Here is a 22768-nt window from a genome sequence, read left to right as displayed (position 1 = left end):
GCTCGGGTGGTATCGGCGTCTGTTCACCGTAGCCGATGGGATCAGCACCGAAGACCTGTTGGTCAACCTCAGCGAAGCCTCTGCCAATGCGCTGAGTAGCGATTGCTCGGCTGCGGAGCAGGCGATAGCCACAAGCCGCTAACGCCACAACAAACAAGGTGGGAGGGGGCTTGCCCCCGATAGCGTTGTGTCAGTCGCTGATTTGCTGGCTGAACTATCGCCATCGGGGGCAGCCCCCTCCCACATTAGGTTTATTAGGTTTGTGGTGCTCCACGAGTGTGTATTGCCTGTAGCAGCGCTGACACTGCTGTGAATTCTCGGTCCACCGCCGCCAACAATGGCCGCTTCAACACCAGCACTGGCAGCCCGCGTTCCCGCGCCACTTCCAGCTTCGGCTCGGTGGCGGTACTGCCGCTGTTCTTGCTGATCAGTACATCGATCCCACGCCGTTCAAACAGCGCGCGTTCATCTTCGAGCAGAAACGGCCCGCGTGCGCCAATCACTTCACAGCGATCATTGCCGGGGTACACATCCAATGCGCGCAGTGTCCAGAATTGCTCGGCGGGGATTTCGTCGAGGTGCTGCAACGGTTCGCGGCCCAAGGTGAAGAGCGGGCGCTTGAAGGGTTTCAGGGCTTCGATCAGCTCGGCCCAGTCACTCACTTCGCGCCAGTCATCTCCGGCCTGCGGCTGCCACGCCGGACGGCGCAGGGCCCAGCAAGGGATGCCACTCAACCGCGCAGCTTCGGCGGCGTTACTGCTGATCTGCGCCGCATAGGGATGGGTCGCGTCGAGGATCAGGCTGATCCCTTCATCCCGGACAAACTGCGCCAGGCCCTCAGCGCCGCCATAACCTCCGACACGCACTTGGCAACTGAGATCGGTCGGCACACGCCCCACCCCCGCCAAACTGTAGATGTGCTGCGCGCCCAATGTGCGGGCAATGGCGAGGGCCTCGGTCACACCGCCCAGCAGCAGAATCCTGTTCATAGTGGCTTGATCACTTCGAGCAAAGTGATCGGCAGCGCCTGGCGCCAGGTATCGAATTCGCCCAACGGCTGGGCCTGGGCCACATGGATGCGCGTCAGTTCGCCGCCGTGCCGGGCGCGCCAGTTCATCAGGGTCATTTCGCTTTGCAGGGTGACAGCGTTGGCGACCAATCGACCACCGGGGCGTAGGTGTTGCCAGCAGGTATCGAGTACGCCGTCGCGGGTGACGCCGCCGCCGATGAAGATCGCGTCCGGGGCTTCAAGGCCTCGCAACGCATCCGGCGCTTTGCCGCGTATCAGCTGCAGGCCGGGTACACCAAGGGCGTCGCGGTTATGTTCGATCAGGGTTTGGCGGCCTTCATCGGCCTCGATCGCCAGCGCGCGGCAGCTGGGGTGGGCGCGCATCCATTCGATGCCGATGGAGCCGCTGCCCGCGCCCACATCCCACAGCAGTTCGCCGGGCATGGGGGCGAGGCGGGCTAGGGTCATGGCGCGCACGTCGCGCTTGGTCAGTTGGCCGTCGTGCTGGAACGCCGAATCGGGCAACCCCGCCAGGCGCGACAGGCGAGGCGCCGTGGCATCCGCCACACAGTCGATGGCAACCAGGTTCAAATCGGCCACGCATGTGTGTTGCCACGCCTGCGCCAACCCATCGATGCGCTGTTCCTGCGCCCCGCCCAGGTGTTCGAACACGCTCAACCGGCTAGGTCCAAAGCCTGACTCAGCCAATAGCGAGGCGATCAAGGCAGGGCTGCGACCGTCATTGCTCAACACCAACAACCGCACGGCGCTGGCCAGATGCGCGTTAAGCGCCGCCAACGGGCGCGCCACCACGGACAGCGTCACTACGTCCTGCAACGGCCAGCCCAACCGCGCCGCCGCCAACGACACCGACGACGGCGCCGGCAAGATCAGCAACTCCTGTGCGGCCACTTGCCGCGCCAGGCTGGCCCCTACGCCGTAGAACATCGGGTCGCCGCTGGCCAGCACGCACACAGGCTCACCGCGCCGCGCCAACACCGGCTCCAGGGAAAACGGGCTCGGCCATAATTGCCGCTCGCCCCGAATACACATCGGCAACAGATCCAACTGGCGTTGCCCGCCGATAATCCGTGAGGCGCGCAACAGGGCGTGCCGGGCGTTCCTGCCCAGGCCCTTGAAGCCGTCTTCACCGATGCCTACTACCGTCAGCCAGGGCGACATAGGGATTCCTTGAACGACATCCGACGGGCAGGCTTTTCATGCCGCCGGACAAAGCAGGCATAATACCGCGCCTTTGCCTATGAACCGGTAGCCCCGTGAAGCCAACGCCCGCTGTGAATACCTTGCGCCCCTCGGCTTGTCCGGGGTTGCTGCGTATTGTCCAAGCGCTGGATGGCGGCATCTGCCGGATCAAATTGGCCGGCGGTTCCATCACCGCCGCCCAGGCCCACGCGGTGGCGGACGCCGCCCAAGCCTATGCCGGTGGGGTGATCGAGGCGACCAATCGCGCCAACCTGCAGATTCGCGGCATCGGCGCCGAGCAGGACGCGTTGATTGCCCTGCTGCTCGCCGCCGATCTTGGGCCGAATAACCCCGCCGGCGATGACGTGCGCAACCTGATGCTCAGCCCCAGCGCCGGCATTGACCCACAGATGCTGTTCGACACCCGCCCGCTGGCCGAGCAGATTCTCGCCACCTTGCAAAACCATTCGCGGTTTCACCAACTGTCGGCCAAGTTCGCGATCCAGTTGGATGGCGGCGAGGCCCTGGCGATGCTCGACCATCACCATGACCTGTGGCTATCGGCGTTTGTGCGCGATGGCAAGACATTGCTGGCGTTCGGCCTGGCCGGCTGCCCAGGCCAGGATGCCCCCGTGGCGGCGGTGCCGCTGGAGCAGGGCCATACGCTGGTGGTGGCAGTGCTGGAAGCTTTTCTCGACCTGGCGACCCCCGAGCAAACCCGCATGCGCCATCTGGATGTGGATAACCTCATGCGCCGCCTGCGTCTGCCGCTGCTGTCGGTGGAGGGCTTCAAACGCCCGGCCACTGGCGCGTTGCTGCACATCGGAAGTTATCCACAAGAGCAAAAGAATCAGTTCTATGTCGCGGCAGGCGCGCCGTTGGGCCGCCTGGACTCGATGATGCTCAAGGGCGCCGCGCAACTGGCCTGCGAGTACGGCGATGGGACGTTGCGCCTGACCCCTTGGCAGGGCGTGTTGCTGCCCAATATCGAGCGTCCGGTCGCGGTGACCCAGCGCTTGGCGCAGTTGGGCTTCCTGTGTGCAATCGACGATCCCCTCGCGCGCATGATCGCCTGCACCGGTTCCAGCGGCTGCGGCAAAGCCCTGGCCGATACCAAAGCTGACGCTGTGCAACTGGCCGCGCTGCAACCCGGCATAGAGGTGCATCTGTCCGGCTGCCCGCGCTCCTGCGCTGCGGCGCACACCGCGCCGGTTACCTTGCTGGCGGTGAGCCCCGGTCACTACGACGTCTATTTTCGCGATGCAGCCCAGCCCGGTTTTGGCCGGCTGCAGGCGCGCATCCTTTCTATTGAAGCGACGGGCACCTTGCTGCGTGCCCGCCCACGGAGCAACACCGATGATTGATTACATCCGCGACGGTCAGGAGATCTATCGCAACTCCTTCGCCATTATTCGCGCGGAAGCCAACTTGGCCCGTATCCCGGCTGATTTGGAAAAACTCGCGGTGCGCGTGATTCATGCCTGCGGCATGGTCGAGGCCATCGACGGCTTGCAGTTTTCCGACGGCGCAGGCAAGGCCGGGCGCGATGCACTGGCCGCCGGTGCGCCGATCCTGTGCGACGCGCGCATGGTCTCCGAGGGCGTGACCCGTGCGCGCCTGCCGGCCAACAACCCCGTGATCTGCACCCTGCGCGACGACAGCGTGCCGGAACTGGCGCGGGAGTTGGGCAACACCCGTTCCGCCGCCGCCCTGGAACTGTGGCGCCCACACTTGGAGGGCAGCGTGGTGGTGATCGGCAACGCGCCGACGGCGCTGTTCTATCTGCTGGAGATGCTCGATGCCGGCGCACCGAAACCGGCGTTGATCCTGGGCTTTCCGGTGGGGTTTGTCGGTGCCGCCGAATCCAAGGCGATGCTGGCCGCCGACAGCCGTGGCGTGCCATTCGTTATCATGCAAGGTCGCCTGGGCGGCAGCGCCATGGCCGCCGCAGCGGTGAATGCGCTCGCCACGGAGGTTGAATAATGTCGGCGCGCGGACGCTTGATCGGCCTGGGCGTGGGCCCCGGCGATCCTGAACTGATTACCGTCAAGGCGCTGCGCCTGCTGCGTGAGTCGCCGGTGGTGGCGTACTTCGTGGCCAAGGGCAAGAAGGGTAACGCCTTCGGCATCATCGAAGACCATCTGGTGCCACAGCAGACCCTGATGCCGCTGGTGTACCCGGTGACCACCGAAGCGCTGCCGGCACCGCTGTCCTACGAGCAGGTGATCAGCGATTTCTACGACACCGCCAGCGTCGATGTGGCCGCGCACCTGGATGCCGGCCGCGACGTGGCGGTGATCTGCGAGGGCGACCCGTTCTTCTACGGCTCCTATATGTACCTGCACGACCGTCTGGCCGAGCGCTACGAGGCGCAGGTCATCCCTGGCGTGTGTTCGATGCTTGGCGGCGCCTCGGTGCTCGGCGCGCCACTGGTGTATCGCAACCAGAGCTTGTCGGTGCTTTCGGGCGTGTTGCCCCATGACGACCTCAAGCGCCGCCTGGCGGACGCTGACGCGGCGGTGATCATGAAGCTGGGGCGCAATTTCCCCAAGGTGCGCCAGGTGCTCGAAGAGCTCGGCCTGGCCGAGCGCGCGCTGTATGTGGAACGCGCGACCATGGCCAACCAGAGGATCGTGCCGCTGGATCAAGTGGAACCGATGTCGTCGCCGTATTTTTCGCTGATCATCGTGCCCGGTGAACGGTGGCAAGGATGATGCGCCCGGCGATAGTCATCCTGGGCCAAGGCAGCTTGGCCACGGCGCGCAAGATCCAGCAGGTTTACCCTGGCGCGCTGATCCACGGCCTGGCGGGGCGTATTGAGGGTGCGGACACCCTCTACAACGAGTTCGGCACCACCCTGCGCCAGCTCTATCAACAGGGCACGCCGTTGATTGCGTTGTGCGCGGCCGGCATCGTGATTCGCACCCTGGCGCCGTTGCTGCTGGAAAAAGGCGAAGAGCCTGCGGTACTCGCGGTGGCCGAAGACGGCAGCGCTGTGGTGCCGTTGCTGGGTGGGCTGGGTGGGGTCAACGTCATGGCCCGCGAGATCGCGGCTGCGTTGAACGTGGCGGCGGCAATCACCACCAGTGGTGAACTGCGTTTCGGCACTTGCCTGCTCAACCCTCCGAGTGGTTATGAGTTGGCCGATCTGGAGTTGGGCAAACGTTTCGTCTCCGACCTGCTGGCCGGTGAAAGCGTGCGCATCGAAGGCGCGGCGCCGTGGCTGGAACAGGCCAATCTGCCCCAGGATCAACAGGCCCGCCTGGCGATTCATGTGGGCAGTGCCGAGCGCAAACCTGCGGCCAATGAATTGCTGATCTATCCGAAAACCGTGTGCGTGACCTGCGCTCCGGGCCCGTACTTGGCCGAACGCGTGCGCAGCGCTTTGGGAGAAGCCGGTATTGCCGTGCAATCCCTGGCCTGCCTGCTGGCCAGCCACACGCAGATGGCCGACTCTTCGCTGCACGAAGCCGCGCTGGCGCTGGGCGTGCCGCTGCGGTTTGCCGATGTGCAGCCCGGCGCGCAGTTGCTGATCGATGTTGCCGAGCAACCATTGGATGTGTCCCAGCTGGGCCGCGCCCGTGGCCGCCTCGCTGTGATTGGCCTGGGCCCCGGCGCCGCCGAGTTGATGGTGCCGGCGGTGAAAGCCGAACTGGCGCGCTGCACCGATGTACTGGGTTATGAAACCTATGTGCGCATGGCCGGCCCATTCCGTGACGATCAGGTACAGCATTGCACCGACAACCGCGAAGAAATGCAGCGTGCGCGCCATGCTTTCGAACTGGCCGCCCAGGGCCGTTCGGTGGTGGTGGTGTCGTCCGGCGACCCGGGTGTGTTCGCCATGGCGGCGGCGGTGATCGAGGCGTTGCACGAGTCCGACGACCCGGCCTGGCATCAGGTCGACCTGGAAATCCTGCCGGGCGTCTCGGCGTCCCTGGCCACCGCCGCTCAGGCCGGCGCGCCGTTGGGGCATGACTTCTGCGTGATGTCGCTGTCGGACAACCTCAAGCCCTGGTCGATCATCGAAAAACGCCTGGACCTCGCGTCCCAGGCCGACCTGGCCCTGGCGTTCTACAACCCGATTTCGCGTTCGCGCCCGTGGCAACTGGGTCGTGCCCTGGAAATCGTCGCGCTGCATCGCACGCCACAAACGCCGGTGGTGCTGGGCCGCGACATTGGCCGCCCTGGCCAGACGCTGCGCGTAACCACCCTGGGTCAACTCACCCCGGACCAGGTGGACATGCGCACCATGGTGCTGATCGGCTCGTCTACCACCTGCACATTCCCGCGGGCCGATGGCGGTACATGGGTCTATACACCGCGTTGGTACGGCGAAAAACCCGGCGCCTGAGGCTGCACGAAAGCTCCGATAAACCCTGGGCGATCACCGGGTGTTTTCGGAGCTTTTTTCTTTTTTGCACAAGGAAAACTGGAAGGCCCGGCGATGTGCCCCGCAATTGCTGGGCAGCGTTTCGCACGGCGTGGCGGCGAGCGTTGTTTGTCGTGTGGAAACCCCGCTGGGCGCTGGACTAGGGTGAAGGCAAGCCCCATGTTGGGGTGCTTGTGGAGAACTGGAAAATGGAGCGACATCACAAACGGATCAACAACGTAAAACGGCGCAAATTGATCGCCGCCTACAAACTGCCGGGAGCGCCCGGGGCGCACGCCACGTTACCGCTGGACACCGATGAAGACAGCAACGCCGCGGTGGTCAACAACAGTGTCATGTCGTTTGCCGAGGGCCTGTCGGGGCTGAACCGCGAATACATCCGTAAAAGCTATCTGCTGGCCAGCAGTTACGTGAGCGATGTGTTGAAAGTCCAACGCGGCAGCGAGGCGTGGTACGACGAATTTATCAAGGTAATGATCAGTCTAGGCTGGCTACCGGTGCGCAGTCGGTTCGAGCGCGTCTCCAGCGTCGGCAAGGGCCTGACGGTGCAACTGGCGGCGTTGAATATGATTGCGACGTTGCTGGCCTCGACGTCATTGAGCGGGCCGTTGCTGGCTACGCTGCCCAAGCTGGCGGCGGATGCGCTGGAGGCGCTGAAGCAGCAGCCGACGTCTTTCGAACTGTTCAAACGCAACAGCGCCGTGCACCAGGGCGGTGATTTCGGCCTGGCGTCCTGCGCCGAATCCGACGGTGAATTGACGATGGTGCTGGTGACCTACAGCACCCAGGGCGTGAGTAAACAGGTGGGGTTGCCATTCCTGGAGTGGGATAGCTCCTCGTTCGAGGCCTTCAGCGGGCAAACCTGCCTGGTGCTCAATACCTCGGTGGTCAACGAAAAAACCATCCAGCTGATGCGCGAGAGCGCCGGAGACAAAGTACAGCTGGCAATCGCGAAATACCGGATTTAGGGCACCAGATAGCCGCGCACGCCCGTAAAAATAATCTGCGCGGCAAGGGCGCAAACAAACAAGCCCATCAACCGACTGACAATCTGCAAGCCCTGGTCACCCAAAATGCGTTCGATGCGGTTGGACAAGTACAGCACCACACCCACCGTGAAGCTGGCCAGGGCGATGCTGAGGATGGCCATGATTTTGTCATCCCAGTGCGGCTGGCTGACCCCCATTACCAGCAACGCACCGATGGTGCCGGGGCCGACGGTGAGGGGGATGGTCAGCGGCACGATGGTTACGTCCTGCTGCACGTTATCGGTCTGCACGGCCGACTTACCCTGAGCCATGCCCAGGGCAGAGATGAACAGCACACTGCCGGCGCCGATGCGGAATGCGTCCACGGTGATGCCGAACACACTGAAAATCAACCGGCCGAACAGGTAGAGCAACACACTGGACACCAGTGTTGCCAAGGCCACTTTCCAGGCCAGGCGGCGTCGTTCTTTGCTGGAATAGCCGCGAGTCAGGCTGATAAAGCAGGACAGCACGAAGAACGGGCTGTAGAGCACCAGCATCTTCAGGTAAACGCTGAATAACACGTGGAGCATGGAGGAGGCTCGCGGCAGGAGAAGTGGGGAGAGTCTAACAGGCGCCAGGGGGCAAATGTGGGAGGGCAAGCCCTATCCCACATGGGATTTCAGGTCACGAGGGGGCGTGTTCGGGGCGCTGTTGACGCTGTGCCACCCAGAACTCCACCAGTTCACGCAGTTGCGACAGTTCCACTGGCTTGGCCATATGCCCGTCCATGCCGGCTTGGCGTGCACGCTCTTTATGTTCCGAGAGAATGTGCGCGGTGAGCGCGACCACCGGCGTGCGGATACGTTGGTGGCTGACTTCCCAGGCGCGCAGTTGTTGGGTGGCCGAAAAACCGTCGAGGATCGGCATCTCGCAGTCCATCAACACCAGGTCATAACGCTGGGCTTTCATGGCCTCTAGCGCTTCTTCGCCGTTGCTGGCGGTGTCCGGATCGAGGTTGAGTTTTCCGAGCATGCCGCGGATGACTTTGGTGGAAATGCTGTTGTCTTCGGCCACCAGAATGCGGAAATCGCTGGGCACGGTGACAGCTTCCGGCGTCGTCAGGACCGGGCGCGGCGTGGCGCTGCCTTTGCTGCGTTGGGTCAGTTCGTCGGCCAGGGTGGTCTTGAGGGTGTAGCCGGCCACCGGCTTGGCCAGGATGCGCTTGATCCCGCAGTTACGCGCGATGATCTTGCTCGGCGCGTTGCTGATACCGGTGAGCATGATCAACAGAATATCGTGGTTCAGGCTGGGGTCTTCCTTGATCTTCGCCGCCAGCTGCATGCCCGTCATGCCTGGCATGTTCTGGTCCAGCAGCACCACGTCGAAGTAGTCGCGCAGGTGCGCCTTGGTACGCAGCAGTGCCAGGGCCTCCTTGCCAGAAGGCGCGGCACTGACGTTCAGGCCCCAGGCCGAGCATTGCTGCACCAGCACTTTGCGGCACGTGTCGTTGTCGTCCACCACCAGCACGCGGGCGCCTTTGAGCGGGCCGTCGAGGTCGGACGTCGGGTGTTCCAGGCGCTCCGGGTCCAGCGGCAGGGTCAGCCATAGGGTGCTGCCCTGATGGCTGCCGCTCTTGATGCCGAATTCGCCGTTCATCAACAGGATCAGCTGGCGCGCGATCACCAACCCCAGGTGGCCGCTCAAACGGGTGGCCGACAGGAAATTCTTACTGTGCAGTTCGCTATGCAGCAGGGCCTCGCGCTCGGCGGCTTCCATCGGGATGCCGCTGTCTTGCACGGCGATGCGCAGGCGCGGTTTGGTGCTGCGATCATCCAGGGCCACCACGATCAGCACTTCGCCTTCGTCGGTTTTATGCAGGGCGTTCTCCAGCAGGCTCAACAGCGCCTGGCGCAGGCGTGTCGGGTCGCCGCTGATAACGCGCGGCACCTGGGGCTGGATAAAGCTGATCAGTTCGACATTCTGCTGCTCGGCCTTGGCGCGGAAGATACTCAGGCAGTCCTCGATCAGCGCATTGAGGTCGAACTGCACATCGTCCAATTCGATCTGCCCGGATTCGAGTTTGGAGATGTCGAGAATCTCGTTGATCAGCGTGAGCAGTTCGTTACCGGCGCTGTGGATGGTCTGCACATAGTCCCGTTGCTTCACCGACAGCGGAGTGCCCAGCAGCAGTTCGGTCATGCCCAGCACGCCGTTCATGGGGGTGCGGATTTCGTGGCTGATTTTTGCCAGGAACTCGGCCTTGGCGGCGATCTCGGCATTGCTGGCGGCCAGGTCGCGGCTGAGGCTGAAGCGTGCCTCGACAATCGCGCGCTGGCGCTCGCCCAGGGCCAGGCTCATCAACAGGCCACTCAGGCAAATGAATGCCAGCAGCGTCACGATCAGGCCCTGGGGCGAGACCATCGTCAGGCCCAGCAGCGCCGGCAGAATGATCAGAGTGCCGATATTGAAGACCACCATCCCCGCCACGAACAGTCGCGCTGGACGGTAGCCTTTCTGCCAGTGATACGCTGAAACGAACAACATGCTCAGCCCTGCCAACGCCACCAGCGCGTAGGTGATGATATTCAGGGGCAGGGTGTTGACGAACAACAACAGCAGACCGCACAGCACGATGAGCAGGATGTCGGCCATCAGCAGCTTGTTCAGTACATGGGGGCCGAGCGGCATAAAGAAGCGATAGGCAAACATCAGCCCGCACGGTGCGGTCAGCAGCAGGGCCAGGTACGCGCCGGGGGTCTGCACTGCGTGCCAGTTGGGCAGCCACGGGCCGACCAGGTTAAGCAGCAGCGCCAGGCTGAGCATCAACAGGGCCTCGCAGGCGGCCAGCCACAGGCTGCTGCGCGAGCGGTGGTAGGCGAAGCGTGTGAGGTTATGCAGGATCAGCATCAGCAGGCAGCCGAACAGCAGGCCGTAGATCAGCGTCTGCGTCTGGTTGGCGGCGGCAAGTACGGCCGGTTCCAGAGTGATATAGGGGCGCAGCTCGTGTTCCGAGACCAGCCGCACGTAGACCTCAAGGACGTTCTGACTTTGCGGCAGCGGTAGCATGAAGTCGCTGCTGGGCAGCGGGCGTTCCGTCTGGGCCTGGCGGGTGCCGGTGCTTTGTTGCTCTACCAGGGTGTCACCATCGAGCACGTACAGGTTCAGGTGGGACAGGTCCGGGGCGAAGATGCGCAGCACTTGCTCGTGCTTGCCGGGTTGCAACTTGAAACGTACCCACAACGCACCGTCCGGCTCCGCGGCGGTAATACGGTCCAGTTCGATGGGGCTGAATTGATTGGTGTAACGCGAGGAGCGGATGTCGCTCAGTTGCAGGTCGGCCTGTTCATCAAGCAATACTGCCCAGCCACTGCCTTGCGCGGCGGCCTGGGCCGGGAGCAAACAGAGCAGCGTCAGCAGACTGACAGTGAAACCTATGGCGATCCTGAGCCAGCGCACGGCGAAATCCCTTCGTAGGTTGATGCACGGGTTAACTATGCGCGGGGTGGCGGGTATACGGCAAGGGCCTTGAGCCCTTGCCTAACCGAACGGATAGCTACTGACAATGCTAGCGATGTTCGAGATTTACTGGCTCTCACCACGCTCGCGGGCAATGGCGCGATAGCCAATGTCCTTACGGTAGAAACAGCCCTTCCAGTCGATTGCCGCGGCCAGTTTGTACGCTTGCTGCTGCGCGGCGTCGACACTGGCGCCCATGGCGGTGGCGCACAGCACGCGGCCGCCGGCGGTGACGACCTGGCCGTCCTTGAGCGCAGTGCCCGCATGGAACACCTTGCCTTCCAGCTTAGCCGCCGCTTCCAGGCCTTCAATCACGTCGCCCTTGGCGTAGTCGGCAGGGTAGCCGCCGGCTGCCAGCACAATGCCGACGCTCGGACGTGGGTCCCACTGTGCTTCAACCTTGTCCAAGGCCTGGGCCAGGGCGGCTTCCACCAGCAGCACCAGGCTCGATTGCAGGCGCAGCATCACCGGTTGGGTTTCCGGATCGCCGAAGCGGCAGTTGAACTCGATGACTTTCGGATTGCCGGCCTTGTCGATCATCAGACCGGCGTAGAGGAAACCGGTGTACACGTTGCCTTCGTCGGCCATGCCGCGCACGGTCGGCCAGATCACCTGATCCATCACACGCTGGTGCACGTCGCTGGTCACCACAGGCGCCGGGGAGTAGGCGCCCATGCCACCAGTGTTCGGGCCAGTGTCGCCGTCGCCGACGCGCTTGTGGTCTTGGCTGGTGGCCATTGGCAGCACGTTCTTGCCGTCGACCATCACGATGAAGCTGGCTTCTTCGCCGTCGAGGAATTCTTCGATGACGACACGCGAGCCCGCATCGCCGAAGGCGTTGCCGGCGAGCATGTCGCGTACGGCGTCTTCGGCTTCCGGCAGGGTCATCGCTACGATCACGCCTTTACCGGCGGCCAGGCCGTCGGCCTTGATCACGATTGGCGCGCCTTTTTCACGCAGGTAAGCCAGGGCCGGCTCGATCTCGGTGAAGTTCTGGTAATCGGCGGTCGGGATCTTGTGGCGGGCGAGGAAATCCTTGGTAAAGGCTTTCGAGCCTTCCAATTGCGCAGCACCGGCGGTGGGGCCGAAGCAATCCAGGCCACGGCTGCGGAACAGGTCCACCACACCGGCCACCAGCGGTACTTCCGGGCCGACGATGGTCAGGGAAACGTTTTTCTCGGCGAAATCGGCCAGTTGCTCAAGGGCCAGCACGTCGATGGCAACGTTCTGGCATTTGGCTTCAATGGCGGTGCCGGCATTGCCGGGTGCTACGAAAACTGTCTGGACGCGAGGGTCCTGGGCAACTTTCCAGGCCAGGGCGTGTTCACGGCCGCCGCTGCCAATGATCAAAACATTCATGTCAAAACCTCAAATTCTGTAGGCGCCGCTGGAGCGCTTTATGTGGAAGGTGGCAAGCCCCTCCCACATTCCGATCGAGTCGGCTTAGTGGCGGAAGTGACGCATGCCAGTGAAGACCATGGCAATGCCAGCTTCGTCGGCCGCGGCAATCACTTCGGCGTCGCGCATCGAGCCGCCTGGTTGGATTACGGCGGTCACACCGGCCTTGGCGGCGTTGTCCAGGCCGTCACGGAACGGGAAGAACGCGTCGGACGCCATTACCGAACCGGCCACCTGCAACCCGGCGTGCTCGGCCTTGATCGCGGCGATACGCGCCGAGTTCACGCGGCTCATCTGGCCGGCGCCGACGCCGATGGTCTGGCGGTTCTTGGCGTAGACGATGGCGTTGGATTTAACGTACTTGGCCACTTTCCAGGCGAAGATCAGGTCGTGGATTTCCTGTTCGGTCGGCGCCCGCTGGGTCACCACTTTCAGGTCGTCGGCGCTGATCATGCCGATATCGCGGCTCTGCACCAGCAGGCCGCCGTTGACGCGCTTGTAGTCCCAGGCCGCGGCGCGGTCGGCCGACCACTCGCCGCAGGCCAGCAGGCGCACATTGGCCTTGGCTGCGACGATGGCGCGGGCTTCTTCGCTCACGGATGGGGCGATGATCACTTCAACGAATTGACGATCGACGATGGCCTTGGCGGTCTCGGCGTCCAGTTCGCGGTTGAAGGCGATGATGCCGCCGAACGCCGACTCGGTGTCGGTGGCGTAGGCCAGTTCGTAGGCCTGGCGAATGCCGCCTTCGGCGTCCGGGCTGACGGCCACGCCGCACGGGTTGGCGTGCTTGACGATCACGCAGGCCGGCTTGACGAAGCTCTTGACGCATTCCAGCGCAGCGTCGGTGTCGGCCACGTTGTTGTAGGACAGCTCTTTGCCTTGCAGCTGGGTCGCGGTGGCGATGCCCACTTCGGCAGGCTTGGCTTCCACGTAGAACGCCGCGCTCTGGTGCGGGTTCTCGCCGTAGCGCATTTCCTGGGCCTTGATGAACTGGCTGTTGAAGGTACGTGGGAACTGGCTGCGGCCTTCGGTGCTGAGGGTTTCGGCGGCTTGATTAACGGTGCCCATGTAGTTGGCGATCATGCCGTCGTAGGCGGCGGTGTGTTCGAACGCCTTGAGCATCAGGTCGAAACGCTGAGCGTAGGTCAGGCCACCGGCCTTGAGGTTTTCCAACACGCTGGCGTAGTCGCTGGCATTGACCACAATGGCCACGTCTTTGTGGTTCTTGGCCGCCGAGCGGACCATGGTCGGGCCGCCGATGTCGATGTTTTCGATGGCGGTCGGCAGGTCACAGCCGGGTTTGTTGATGGTGGCTTCGAATGGGTAGAGGTTGACGGCCACCAGGTCGATCGGCTTGATGCCGTGCTCGTTCATGATCGCGTCGTCGGTGCCGCGACGGCCGAGGATGCCGCCGTGGATTTTCGGGTGCAGGGTCTTGACCCGACCGTCCATCATTTCTGCGAAACCGGTGTAGTCCGCGACTTCTACTGCGGCCACGCCGTTGTCCTGCAGCAGTTTGAAGGTCCCGCCCGTGGAGAGGATTTCCACGCCCAGAGCTTCCAGCTCACGGGCAAATTCGAGGATCCCGGTCTTGTCGGAGACACTGATCAAGGCGCGGCGGATCGGCAGGCGGGTGGTCTGGTCGGTCATTTCAATTTCCATCAAAAGCAAAGGAGTCAGCAAAAAAGGCGACCGGTTTTACGCGGGCGCCTTTCTGGTTGGATTGAATGCTTACAGCAAATCGTACTGCTTGAGCTTCTTGCGCAGGGTCCCACGGTTGAGGCCCAGCAGCTCACTGGCTTTGGTCTGGTTGCCCTTGACGTAGTTCATCACGCTTTCGAGCAAGGGCGCCTCGACTTCGGAGAGCACCAGGTTGTACACGTCCGTGACGGAAGCGCCCTCAAGGTGGGCGAAATAATTGTGCAGCGCCTTCTCGACACTCCCGCGAAGGGTCTGACCTTCTTCGCTCGGTGTGTTGAGGTGCTGTTTCAAATTGACGTTGTCGCTCACGGGTGCTGTTCCACTCACTAAAGTCTCGGTCATCATCGTCATGCGGCCACCCCCTCTCCGTCACCTGTCACCAGGCTCTTGTAACGTCCGGCGAAGAACTCACGAACGTTGGCGCACTGTGCTTCCGTATCATCCAAACGATTGAAGTGGGCGCGAAACTCCTTGGCGCCCGGCAAGGTTGCGAGATACCAGCCCACATGCTTACGAGCAATGCGTACTCCCATGACGTCTCCATAGAAGGCGTGCAGGGCGGCCAGATGCTCTAGCAGAATACGTTCCACCTCGACCAGCTCCGGCGCCGGCAAGGTTTCGCCGGTGCGCAGGAAGTGCTCGATCTCACGAAAAATCCACGGCCGCCCCTGGGCAGCACGGCCAATCAACAGGCCATCGGCACCGGTCGCGTGGAGTACGCGCCGGGCTTTCTCGGCGGAGTCGATATCGCCATTGGCAAAGACCGGCATCGACACCGCCTGCTTTATCGCGGCGATGGTGTCGTACTCGGCTTCACCGGTGTAAAGGTCGGCGCGGGTGCGGCCATGCACCGCCAGCGCTGTAATACCTGCTTGTTCGGCGATCTTCGCCACCGTCAGACCATTCTTGTTGTCCCGGTCCCAGCCGGTGCGAATCTTCAGGGTTACCGGCACATCGACTGCGGCGACAACGGCCTGCAGGATCTCGGCAACCAACTGCTCATCTTTCAACAGCGCTGAACCGGCGGCCTTGTTGCAGACCTTCTTGGCCGGGCAGCCCATGTTGATATCGATAATCTGCGCACCCAGCTCCACGTTGGCTCGGGCCGCATCCGCCAGCATCTGCGCATCTCCACCGGCGATCTGCACCGAGCGGGGCTCGGGATCACCTTCGTGAATCATGCGCATCCGCGACTTGCGGGTGTTCCACAAACTCATGTCGCTGGTGACCATTTCCGAGACTACTAGGCCGGCGCCCAATCGTTTGCACAGCTGACGAAAGGGCTGGTCGGTGACGCCCGCCATGGGGGCGAGAATCAAGCCGTTCTGCAATGTGTATGGGCCGATGCGTACCGCCGACATAGGACTTCCCTGTTGTGGGGCCGGATCATTAGAGTTCGAAAAAGGGTTGGCATGATACCCGCTCTCGATGACTGGATAAAGGCTGAATTGGATAAAATCTGAACAGTTATTTCTTTATCGCCGTCGGTTTGGTTGAGCGGCGCGCAGTCAATATTCCACCGTCAGGTTTCGGTGGCTGAGTCGTTTCACTCAGGGGAGTGGAAGCTCAGGCTGTAATTCACGGCTCTGTTACCCGGATCGAGGATATCCAGGGAAATATGGATTGGGGTCTGCGATGGCATTTCGCTAACGCCGGCCAGCTCGCCGCTGAGGTATTCGCTCGGTTTGAACCGACGACTGGCAATCAAGCCGCCGTTGAGATCGGCGAAACGCAGCTCCAGCAACGGGAAGGGCTGGGAGAAGGTCGCGCGGTTGTAGATGATTGCGTCCACCACCAGCGCCCCGGCGAACTCAGGGTGGCTGCGCACCACCAGGTTGCTGCTCTTGATATGGGCGATATCGACCCGTGACGGTACCGTGCAGCCCAGTGTGGGGCACAATTGCTGGAACCACGGACGGTAGGCGTCCTGGCGGGCCAGGTCGTCGAATTGATAGGCGATGTACTGGCCCGCCAGGCCGGCTGCGGCGAGAAGCACCAGCAATAGCCAGATCAGGCGGCGGCCCAGCCCTGAAGGGCGTTTTTGTGCGTAGAGGTGCAGCGGGTCGTCTTCCAGGTCCTGAAGCACGTCGTCATGGACGCTGGCCGCAGGGCGCGCACGCTTGCGGCGCGGCTGAGGGTGTTCTTCGGGCTCCGGCGTGGGGGCCTCATCGTGTACTGGAGTGACCGGGGGATCGAATGCGTCGGTGTCGCGTATCGGCCGCAACGGCGGCTCATCCTCGATCTCGTCGGTGTGGAACGACATTGACGGTTCGGTGCGCTGACGTGTCGCAGCGCCTGGGGTCGCTTCGGGTTCGTCTTCGTCGGCTTGGACACGTTCTTCAGCAGGTTCGCTGAACAGGCTGGCGGCCCACTTTTCCTCTTCGGCCTTGACCGTGTCGCGACTGGCGCTGAGGGGTTCTTCCTTCTGCCGACGATCGCCGGGTTGGCGACGGTCTGCGCTCACCGATGCGGCGGGCTGAGTGGGGCGGCGTTCCAGCTTGGCCAGTTCTTCGTCCAGGTCCAAGCGGTCCAGGTCCAGCTCTTCGGCGCTCCATTGCTTCTGGCTGATCGCGCGCGGCGCCTCGGGCAAGGCCTCGGCGGCTGTCGGCGGCTCGGTCGTCGGCGCAGGCGCAGGCGCATGGGCCGCGCGTTGCTCCAGTAACTGGCGAGCCGCGTTGAACACTTGCAGGCACGAGCCGCAACGAACCACGCCGCGGGCCACGCTCAATTGAGCATGGTTGACGCGAAAACGAGTCTGGCAATGTGGGCACTGGGTGACGAAACTGTCGGTCATGCGGCCATCCGATTCAGGCAAGCGCTCATTCTAGCGCCGACGACCGCTGATGCGTACCCAGCCATCGCGGTTAGCGATCGGGTCCAGGTCGAAGTCCTGGGCATAAGCGGCGGCGACTTCATCGCCCTGTTCGGCGAGGATCCCCGACAGCGCCAGGCGCCCGCCGGTCTTGACCAGGCTCGACAGCTGCGGCGCCAGGGACACCAGCGGCCCGGCGAGGATATTGGCCACCAGCACATCGGCCTGCACCTGGGGCAAATCCTGTGGTAGGTAAAGCGGGAATTTGCCTTCAGGAATGTTGTTGCGCCCGGCGTTGTCGCGCGACGCTTCCAAGGCCTGTACATCGATATCGGTGCCGACGGCTTCCTTGGCACCCAGCAGCAGAGCGGCAATTGCCAGAATCCCCGAGCCGCAGCCGAAGTCCAGTACGTGGCTGTCGCGCAGGTCCTGACCGTCGAGCCATTCCAGGCACAGGGCAGTGGTGGGGTGGGTGCCGGTGCCGAACGCCAGGCCCGGGTCGAGCAGCAGGTTCACCGCGTCCGGCTCCGGGGCCGCGTGCCAGCTCGGCACGATCCACAGGCGCTGGCCGAAACGCATGGGCTGGAAGTTGTCCATCCAACTGCGCTCCCAGTCCTGGTCTTCGATCACTTCGCTGTGATGTTCCGGCAGCGGGCTGCCGGTGAGCAGTTCCAGGTGGGCCAGTACGCTGGCGGCTTCGGTGCCGCCCTCGAACAGGGCCAGCAAGTGGGTGTGGGACCACAGTGGGGTGGTGTTCAGCTCGGGTTCGAAGATCGGCTGGTCTTCGGCGTCCATAAAGGTCACCGACACGGCGCCCACTTCGAGGAACGCGTCTTCGTAGGTTTCGGCTTGTTCTGGGCTGATGGCGAGACGGACTTGCAGCCAAGGCATGGCGGGCACCTTTGAAAATAATGAGTGTGCGACGAGGGGGTCGCGAAAGCGCGCAAGTTTACGCGAGCGGCGGGCAGAAGACGACACTACTGACTGCACGCCGGTCAAATGTGGGAGGGGGCTTGCCCCCGATAGCGGTGGACCAGTTAGAGAGACTCAGACTGACACACTGCAGTCGGGGGCAAGCCCCCTCCCGCATTTGGGTTGTGTACATTTTCACAATAGAGGGCCCACAAACAACAAAACCGCCCGAAGGCGGTTTTGTTGGGTGGAGCACTTACTGGTCGGCCAGTTTGTGTTCCAGGTAGTGAATGTTCACACCACCTTCGCAGAAGCCTTCATCGCGGACCAGTTCCCGGTGCAGCGGAACGTTGGTCTTGATGCCGTCGACCACGATTTCGTCCAGAGCGTTGCGCATACGGGCCATGGCCTCGTCGCGGGTGGCGCCCCAGGTGATCAGCTTGCCGATCAGCGAGTCGTAGTTGGACGGAACCTTGTAGCCGCTGTACAGGTGCGAATCGACGCGAACGCCGTTGCCGCCCGGAGCATGGAAGTGCTTGACCAGGCCTGGGCTCGGCATAAAGGTTTTAGGGTCTTCGGCGTTGATTCGGCACTCTAGGGAGTGGCCATGAATCTTCACGTCAGCCTGGGTGAACGACAGCACGTTGCCGGCGGCGATGCTCAGCATCTCCTTGACGATGTCGATACCGGTGACCATCTCCGAAACCGGATGCTCCACCTGCACGCGAGTGTTCATCTCGATGAAGTAGAAACGACCGTTCTCGTAGAGGAACTCGAAGGTACCGGCGCCACGGTAGTTGATGTCGATGCACGCCTTGACGCAGCGCGCCAGAACTTCCTGGCGAGCGGTTTCGTCCAGGCCCGGAGCCGGCGCTTCTTCCAACACCTTCTGGTGACGGCGTTGCAGCGAGCAGTCACGGTCGCCGAGGTGGATGGCGTGGCCCTGGCCGTCGGACAGTACCTGCACTTCCACGTGACGTGGATTGGTCAGGTATTTCTCCAGATAGACCATCGGGTTGCCGAACCAGGCGCCGGCTTCCGCACGGGTCTGCTTGGCCGCTTCGATCAGGTCTTCTTCCTTGTGCACCACGCGCATGCCGCGACCACCACCGCCACCGGCGGCCTTGATGATCACCGGGTAACCGACTTCGCGACCAATGCGCAGGGCGGTTTCCTCGTCTTCAGGCAGTGGGCCGTCGGAACCTGGAACGGTTGGCACGCCGGCCGCAATCATGGCGTCCTTGGCCGACACCTTGTCGCCCATCAGGCGAATGGTCTCGGCTTTCGGGCCGATGAAGGCGAACCCGGATTTTTCCACTTGCTCGGCGAAATCGGCGTTTTCCGCGAGGAAGCCGTAGCCTGGGTGGATGCCATCAGCGCCGGTCACTTCTGCCGCGGCGATGATGTTCGGGATATTCAGGTAGGAGTTCGAGGCCAGTGGCGGGCCGATGCAGATGCTCTCGTCCGCCAGCTTAACGTGCATCAATTCGGTGTCGGCCGTCGAGTAAACAGCGACGGTCTTGATGCCCTCTTCCTTACAGGCGCGCAGGATACGCAGCGCGATCTCGCCGCGGTTGGCGATCAGGACTTTTTGCAGTTTCTTCGCAGGTTTCAACATCGAAGGTGCTCCGCGGTTCAAACGATGGTGAACAGCGGCTGGTCGTACTCAACCGGCTGACCGTTTTCTACCAGGATGGACTCGATCACGCCGGCTTTTTCAGCGGTGATGTGGTTCATCATTTTCATCGCTTCGACGATGCAAATGGTGTCGCCCACTTTCACGGTCTTGCCCACTTCAACGAAGGCTGGCGAGGTCGGTGCCGGGGTGCGGTAGAAAGTACCGACCATTGGCGACTTGACCACGAAACCGTTCAGCGCAGGAGCTGCCGGTGAGGCAGGAGCAGCCGGGGCAGCCGGTGCAGCGGCTGGTGCAGCAGCAGCCGGAGCCGGTGCTTGCATCTGCGGGGCATAGAATTGTTGAGCCGGGGTCTTGCTGTGGCGGCTGATCCGTACGGACTCTTCGCCTTCCTTGATTTCCAGCTCGTCGATACCGGATTCTTCCAGCAGTTCGATCAACTTCTTAACTTTACGGATATCCATGAATCATCAACTCCCAAGGGTCGGTCAGGGGCGCTTGGCCGGTTGTTCAAGCTGTTCCAGGGCGGCCTCCAGGGCCAGTCGGTAACCGCTGGCGCCAAGGCCGCAGATCACTCCTACCGCTACGTCGGAGAAGTAGGAGTGATGGCGGAAAGGTTCGCGTTTGTGCACGTTCGACAAATGCACTTCGATGAATGGGATGCTCACCGCCAGCAGCGCGTCACGTAATGCAACACTTGTATGCGTAAAAGCGGCGGGATTGATCAGGATAAAGTCCACACCTTCGCCGCGCGCGGCATGGATGCGATCAATCAACTCGTACTCGGCATTGCTTTGCAGGTATTGCAGATGGTGGCCGGCATCACGGGCCCTCTGTTCCAGATCGAGGTTGATCTGATCGAGGGTCACTGCCCCGTAGACGCCCGGTTCACGGGTGCCAAGCAGGTTCAGGTTGGGTCCGTGAAGAACCAGTAAGGTCGCCATCGGCTGTTCCTTGTTATAGAGGTGGGTACGTCAGAACCCGGCGACTATGCCGCAAAGCCTTTGTGACTGTCCAGTTCTATGCAGTAGGCAGCACGATTAGCGAGGATTGCGCAAAATTTATGACTGTGGGCCGGTATCCGGTCATAGGCGACACGTCCTTGAACCCTATGGAGATCAAGTGTGGGAGGGGGCTTGCCCCCGATTGCAGTGTGACAGTCTCAGTATCTCTAACTGATCCACCGCTATCGGGGGCAAGCCCCCCTCCCACATTAGTTGTTCATATGACGCTGGGTCCGGTTAGACGCGGAATGCCTGTACGGCGGTATTGAGCTGCCCACCCAGCACCAGCAAATGCTCACCCTGGCTGCGACCTTGGCCAATACGCAGCAAATTATCTTCGCCCAGTTGATGAATTCGCTCGCTGTTATCGCGAATCTCACTTACCGCGCCACTCTGCTGCGCGGTGACATCGGCGATGCGCACGGCGGTGTCGGAAATGGTCTGGATCGCGCCGACGATTTCGTCCAGCGCACCATCGGCCGCCTGGGCTTGCTGGGCGGTGGCTTCGGCGTGTTCCACCTGGGCGCGCATGCCTTCCACCGATTGGCGGGCGGCGCTTTGCAGGCCGGCGATCAACTCTTGGATTTCGGCGGTGGCGCCGGCGGTGCGCTGGGCCAGGGAGCGGACTTCGTCGGCGACCACCGCAAAACCGCGGCCGGCCTCCCCGGCGCGGGCGGCTTCGATGGCGGCGTTGAGGGCCAGCAGGTTGGTCTGGTCGGCGATGGAGCGGATTACCGTCAGCACGCCGCCGATGGTGGCGGATTCTTCGGCGAGCTTTTCGATCATCTGCGCGTTTTGCTGTACTTCGCCCACCAGGGCATGCAGGCCGGTCAGGCTCAGGCCGATCACCCGCTGGCCCTGTTCTACCGCCTGGCCTGCGCTGCGGCTGGCGCCGGCGGCCTGGCTGGCGTCGCCGGCCACTTGCTGAATGGTCGCTTCCAGCTCACCCAGGGAGTCGCGGATCTGCGCGGTATCGCCGGCCTGGCGTTCGGCGCCGTCGTGCAGGCCGCTGCTCAACTCGGCCAGCGCGCGGCTGCTGCCGGCAACTTCTTCGGCATTGCCACGAATGGTGCCTACCAAGTCCACCAGATAGGCACGCAAGCGGTTCAGTGAGGCTTCGATGTCGTGCAGTTCGCGGTTGGTCTTGCCCAGGGCAATCGGTTGGCTGAAGTCGCCCTCGGCCCAGGTCGATAAGGCCGGCGCCAGGCTGGTCAGCACTCGGGCCAGGCGGCGTTGCAGGGTGTCGATCAGCAGTGCGATCAGCAGGATCAGGCCAATCATCACGCCTTGCATCAGGCGCACTTCGCCCTGGATTTTGCCATGCTGCGCGCGCACCGCCGGTTCCAGCCCGGCGATGGCCTGTTGCACCGCGTTGATCTTCAGATGCGTGGCGGCGGCCAGATCGGCGCGCTGCTGGATCTGCGCGCGGGTGCGTTTGAGTTCGGCGGGGTAACGGGTCAGCAGGCTGTTGAGTTCGCGCTTGAGGTCGACGCCGCTGTCCTGGGCTTCGGCTTTTTCAGTGTTTTCCAGGCCCATCAACGCGGAGAAGTCATCGGTATTGGATTCGGCGCTGGCTTTCACACCCAGTAATGGCAACTGTTCCAGCAGGTCGGCCTGGCCACGGATCTGGCCCAGTTCGCGCTCCACGTCATCGGCCAGCTCGGCGCGCCCGCTGCTGACCAGTTTGTCGCGGGCCAGTGAGAGTTTGCCCAAGTGCTGGGACGCGGCCAGCAGCGCTGGTAGGTAGCGTGCAGCTTCCGGGGAGTTGACCCCCGTGGCGTACTGGCTCAGCTGTTCCAGGTTCGCGCCCAGCTCGCGCTCGGCCTGCACCAACAAGGCTTGCGGGTCGCCGGCCAACTTGCCGGCGGCGAGCAGGTCGGTCTTGCTGAAGGTGTCCAGCTCCACCAGGCTGGGGCGCAGGCTCTGCGTCAGCTCGGCGGGCAGTTCATCCAGATGTTGCAGCAGGCTTTCCAGGCTTTGGCTGGCGCCGCTCAAACGCAGCGCATCGCCACTGGCCAGATAGTCCTCGATATTGCGTGCCGCCTGGTTCTGAAAGGTCTGCGACAGGCTCAGGTAGCGTTCCATCAGCAGATAAGGGCGCTCCAAGGCGCGTTGCGACCACCATAAGGTCGCCCCCAGCGCCAGGCACACGGCCACTAACAGGAGGGTGTTGAGATTGGTCAGCAGCTTCAGGCGCATGCGTGGTTTCAGCC

Annotated in this window: 19 protein-coding genes; 5 read left to right on the top strand and 14 right to left on the bottom strand. The window is 62.8% G+C overall.

Going from position 1 to position 22768, the window contains the following annotated elements; all coding sequences use genetic code 11:
* Nucleotides 1–254: 254 nt before the first annotated feature.
* Together K1567_RS13145 and cbiE are read right to left on the bottom strand one after the other, a co-directional pair.
* Entirely contained in the window at nucleotides 255–989 is a 735-nt protein-coding gene (locus tag K1567_RS13145) for a cobalt-precorrin-6A reductase (protein WP_220698556.1), read from the bottom strand.
* Nucleotides 986–2191 carry a precorrin-6y C5,15-methyltransferase (decarboxylating) subunit CbiE gene (cbiE, locus tag K1567_RS13140; RefSeq protein WP_220698555.1) on the bottom strand — a complete coding sequence of 402 codons (1206 nt, stop codon included), beginning with the start codon at nucleotides 2189–2191 and terminating at the stop codon, nucleotides 986–988. Before cbiE ends, K1567_RS13145 begins: the two co-directional genes overlap by 4 nt.
* Nucleotides 2192–2286: 95 nt before the next feature.
* Between cbiE and cobG the strand changes: the two genes are divergently transcribed.
* The 5 genes from cobG to K1567_RS13115 all read left to right on the top strand — a co-directional run bounded on the left by cobG (nucleotide 2287) and on the right by K1567_RS13115 (nucleotide 7570).
* Nucleotides 2287–3576, top strand: a complete 1290-nt coding sequence (gene cobG / locus K1567_RS13135; RefSeq protein ID WP_310794500.1) for a precorrin-3B synthase — start codon at nucleotides 2287–2289, stop codon at nucleotides 3574–3576.
* Nucleotides 3569–4195: a precorrin-8X methylmutase gene (locus K1567_RS13130; RefSeq protein WP_034095672.1), complete on the top strand. Its 627-nt coding sequence runs from the start codon at nucleotides 3569–3571 to the stop codon at nucleotides 4193–4195. Before cobG ends, K1567_RS13130 begins: the two co-directional genes overlap by 8 nt.
* The gene (locus K1567_RS13125) at nucleotides 4192–4926 is read left to right on the top strand and encodes a precorrin-2 C(20)-methyltransferase (RefSeq protein ID WP_220699039.1); all 735 of its coding nucleotides are present in this window, start codon (nucleotides 4192–4194) and stop codon (nucleotides 4924–4926) included. Before K1567_RS13130 ends, K1567_RS13125 begins: the two co-directional genes overlap by 4 nt.
* Nucleotides 4926–6563, top strand: coding sequence for a precorrin-3B C(17)-methyltransferase (gene cobJ / locus K1567_RS13120; protein WP_220698554.1), 1638 nt, complete (start codon nucleotides 4926–4928; stop codon nucleotides 6561–6563). Before K1567_RS13125 ends, cobJ begins: the two co-directional genes overlap by 1 nt.
* A 227-nt stretch (nucleotides 6564–6790) precedes the next feature.
* A complete protein-coding gene (locus tag K1567_RS13115; RefSeq protein ID WP_034095675.1) occupies nucleotides 6791–7570 on the top strand; it encodes a hypothetical protein in 780 nt (259 codons plus the stop codon).
* Here the strand turns inward: K1567_RS13115 and K1567_RS13110 are convergent.
* The 12 genes from K1567_RS13110 to K1567_RS13055 form a co-directional block, all read right to left on the bottom strand.
* A complete protein-coding gene (locus K1567_RS13110; protein WP_034095676.1) occupies nucleotides 7567–8163 on the bottom strand; it encodes a MarC family protein in 597 nt (198 codons plus the stop codon). The two genes, K1567_RS13115 and K1567_RS13110, sit on opposite strands and share 4 nt — an antisense overlap.
* A gap of 94 nt (nucleotides 8164–8257) precedes the next feature.
* On the bottom strand, nucleotides 8258–11029 hold the full coding sequence (locus K1567_RS13105; protein ID WP_220698553.1) for a hybrid sensor histidine kinase/response regulator: 2772 nt from the start codon (nucleotides 11027–11029) through the stop codon (nucleotides 8258–8260).
* 126 nt (nucleotides 11030–11155) lie between these two features.
* The gene (gene purD, locus K1567_RS13100) at nucleotides 11156–12448 is read right to left on the bottom strand and encodes a phosphoribosylamine--glycine ligase (protein ID WP_034111583.1); all 1293 of its coding nucleotides are present in this window, start codon (nucleotides 12446–12448) and stop codon (nucleotides 11156–11158) included.
* Between the two features lie 84 nt (nucleotides 12449–12532).
* Nucleotides 12533–14140 carry a bifunctional phosphoribosylaminoimidazolecarboxamide formyltransferase/IMP cyclohydrolase gene (purH, locus tag K1567_RS13095; RefSeq protein WP_034095679.1) on the bottom strand — a complete coding sequence of 536 codons (1608 nt, stop codon included), beginning with the start codon at nucleotides 14138–14140 and terminating at the stop codon, nucleotides 12533–12535.
* An 81-nt stretch (nucleotides 14141–14221) separates the two neighbouring features.
* The gene (gene fis, locus K1567_RS13090) at nucleotides 14222–14542 is read right to left on the bottom strand and encodes a DNA-binding transcriptional regulator Fis (RefSeq protein ID WP_003221275.1); all 321 of its coding nucleotides are present in this window, start codon (nucleotides 14540–14542) and stop codon (nucleotides 14222–14224) included.
* A complete protein-coding gene (gene dusB, locus K1567_RS13085; RefSeq protein ID WP_034095680.1) occupies nucleotides 14539–15552 on the bottom strand; it encodes a tRNA dihydrouridine synthase DusB in 1014 nt (337 codons plus the stop codon). The genes fis and dusB overlap by 4 nt, the downstream gene beginning before the upstream one ends.
* A 185-nt stretch (nucleotides 15553–15737) precedes the next feature.
* On the bottom strand, nucleotides 15738–16985 hold the full coding sequence (locus tag K1567_RS13080; RefSeq protein ID WP_220698552.1) for a DUF3426 domain-containing protein: 1248 nt from the start codon (nucleotides 16983–16985) through the stop codon (nucleotides 15738–15740).
* A gap of 30 nt (nucleotides 16986–17015) precedes the next feature.
* Nucleotides 17016–17894 (bottom strand): 50S ribosomal protein L11 methyltransferase, encoded by an 879-nt coding sequence (gene prmA / locus K1567_RS13075; RefSeq protein ID WP_169869048.1) that lies wholly within the window; start codon nucleotides 17892–17894, stop codon nucleotides 17016–17018.
* A gap of 277 nt (nucleotides 17895–18171) precedes the next feature.
* A complete protein-coding gene (gene accC, locus K1567_RS13070; RefSeq protein ID WP_034095683.1) occupies nucleotides 18172–19533 on the bottom strand; it encodes an acetyl-CoA carboxylase biotin carboxylase subunit in 1362 nt (453 codons plus the stop codon).
* Nucleotides 19534–19550: 17 nt separating this feature from the next.
* The gene (gene accB, locus K1567_RS13065; protein ID WP_034095684.1) at nucleotides 19551–20015 is read right to left on the bottom strand and encodes an acetyl-CoA carboxylase biotin carboxyl carrier protein; all 465 of its coding nucleotides are present in this window, start codon (nucleotides 20013–20015) and stop codon (nucleotides 19551–19553) included.
* A 24-nt stretch (nucleotides 20016–20039) separates the two neighbouring features.
* The gene (aroQ, locus tag K1567_RS13060) at nucleotides 20040–20495 is read right to left on the bottom strand and encodes a type II 3-dehydroquinate dehydratase (RefSeq protein ID WP_034095685.1); all 456 of its coding nucleotides are present in this window, start codon (nucleotides 20493–20495) and stop codon (nucleotides 20040–20042) included.
* A gap of 297 nt (nucleotides 20496–20792) precedes the next feature.
* Entirely contained in the window at nucleotides 20793–22754 is a 1962-nt protein-coding gene (locus K1567_RS13055) for a methyl-accepting chemotaxis protein (protein ID WP_034095686.1), read from the bottom strand.
* Nucleotides 22755–22768: the final 14 nt, after the last annotated feature.

The sequence above is a fragment of the Pseudomonas sp. S5F11 genome (assembly GCF_019641515.1).
Taxonomy (GTDB): Bacteria; Pseudomonadota; Gammaproteobacteria; order Pseudomonadales; family Pseudomonadaceae; genus Aquipseudomonas; species Aquipseudomonas rhodesiae.
This window is presented reverse-complemented; position numbering and strand designations above follow the sequence as displayed.

Bases quoted from the DNA above. Each gene is read 5' to 3' on its own strand.
- K1567_RS13145 (WP_220698556.1), bottom strand. From the start codon at position 989: ATGAACAGGATTCTGCTGCTGGGCGGTGTGACCGAGGCCCTCGCCATT.
- cbiE (WP_220698555.1), bottom strand. From the start codon at position 2,191: ATGTCGCCCTGGCTGACGGTAGTAGGCATCGGTGAAGACGGCTTCAAG.
- K1567_RS13130 (WP_034095672.1), top strand. From the start codon at position 3,569: ATGATTGATTACATCCGCGACGGTCAGGAGATCTATCGCAACTCCTTC.
- cobJ (WP_220698554.1), top strand. From the start codon at position 4,926: ATGCGCCCGGCGATAGTCATCCTGGGCCAAGGCAGCTTGGCCACGGCG.
- K1567_RS13115 (WP_034095675.1), top strand. From the start codon at position 6,791: ATGGAGCGACATCACAAACGGATCAACAACGTAAAACGGCGCAAATTG.
- K1567_RS13110 (WP_034095676.1), bottom strand. From the start codon at position 8,163: ATGCTCCACGTGTTATTCAGCGTTTACCTGAAGATGCTGGTGCTCTAC.
- purD (WP_034111583.1), bottom strand. From the start codon at position 12,448: ATGAATGTTTTGATCATTGGCAGCGGCGGCCGTGAACACGCCCTGGCC.
- purH (WP_034095679.1), bottom strand. From the start codon at position 14,140: ATGACCGACCAGACCACCCGCCTGCCGATCCGCCGCGCCTTGATCAGT.
- fis (WP_003221275.1), bottom strand. From the start codon at position 14,542: ATGACGATGATGACCGAGACTTTAGTGAGTGGAACAGCACCCGTGAGC.
- dusB (WP_034095680.1), bottom strand. From the start codon at position 15,552: ATGTCGGCGGTACGCATCGGCCCATACACATTGCAGAACGGCTTGATT.
- K1567_RS13080 (WP_220698552.1), bottom strand. From the start codon at position 16,985: ATGACCGACAGTTTCGTCACCCAGTGCCCACATTGCCAGACTCGTTTT.
- prmA (WP_169869048.1), bottom strand. From the start codon at position 17,894: ATGCCTTGGCTGCAAGTCCGTCTCGCCATCAGCCCAGAACAAGCCGAA.
- accC (WP_034095683.1), bottom strand. From the start codon at position 19,533: ATGTTGAAACCTGCGAAGAAACTGCAAAAAGTCCTGATCGCCAACCGC.
- accB (WP_034095684.1), bottom strand. From the start codon at position 20,015: ATGGATATCCGTAAAGTTAAGAAGTTGATCGAACTGCTGGAAGAATCC.
- aroQ (WP_034095685.1), bottom strand. From the start codon at position 20,495: ATGGCGACCTTACTGGTTCTTCACGGACCCAACCTGAACCTGCTTGGC.
- K1567_RS13055 (WP_034095686.1), bottom strand. From the start codon at position 22,754: ATGCGCCTGAAGCTGCTGACCAATCTCAACACCCTCCTGTTAGTGGCC.